Source organism: Campylobacter sp. BCW_4338 (assembly GCF_001763255.1).
Taxonomy (GTDB): Bacteria; Campylobacterota; Campylobacteria; order Campylobacterales; family Campylobacteraceae; genus Campylobacter_D; species Campylobacter_D jejuni.
In genome coordinates this window covers 1-946 of record NZ_MJYJ01000007.1, presented here as the reverse complement: position 1 = coordinate 946, position 946 = coordinate 1, and the positions used below count along the sequence as shown (strand labels likewise).

General features: G+C 33.3%; 1 pseudogene. It reads right to left on the bottom strand.

Going from position 1 to position 946, the window contains the following annotated elements:
- Positions 1-946, bottom strand: a pseudogene (locus AJN69_RS09915) (hypothetical protein); the annotation flags it as partial.

The following is a 946-nucleotide window of genomic DNA, read 5'->3' as shown; positions in this document are numbered from 1 at the left end:
AGTAGTAGAGATTAAAGATCTAAAGGTTGCACCTGATATGGAAGCATTAAGATTAAAATCTGTAGTAAGCTTTCCTGTTAATGGATCATAGCTTAAAGATATTTCTCCACCTCCATTGGTTCCTATATTGCCAATATTGCCTTGATTAACACCTGAGATGATATTGTTTATATTATCAAGTTGTCCTAGATCGAGATTACCCTCATCTATAGTGATTTTATCAGCACTTACATTTCCATTTCCACCTACAATTATAGTGTCTAATTTACCTGTATCTTTATCTGTAGTAACAAGCCAATCTTCTATGACTATGCTACCAGATCCGCTATTAGTTAAATGATTGCCACTATTATCTTTATCTATGGTTCCTTGGTTATTAACAAAGATGGTTCCACCACCTTCATTTTTAATACCACTTGTAATAGTCGCATCAGAATCATTTTTTAAACTTAAATTATTATTACTTCTATTGAAGATATTACCATAAATAATTCCATTGTCAGTATTTAAAATACCACTTCCTTTTGCAGAAGCAATAAGACCTTCATTTTCAATAGTGATTCCGTATTCTTGTTTTTCTTGTCCTTCTTTTCCAATGGTTCCAGTATTTATAATACCCCCATTACCACCTTGGATAGTTCCAGATACATTGATGCTAGTATTTACTTGCTTACCGCCACCTATATAAATACCTGCATTACCACCTTCTAATCTACCCCCTGCTTTAACTTCAATGCCTTCACCCTCAATACCATTTTTACTTCCATCTATATGGATTGCATCATTGCCTGCTTTAATAACACCACCTTCTTCTATAGTGATTTTACCAATATTAACGGGCTTTTTATTTGTATCAAATGCATAAAAAGTTATACCATTGTTGCCTGCTTCTATAGTTCCTTTATTTGTAAGGGTTTCTATCTTGTTGCCATCACCTATGAAGATA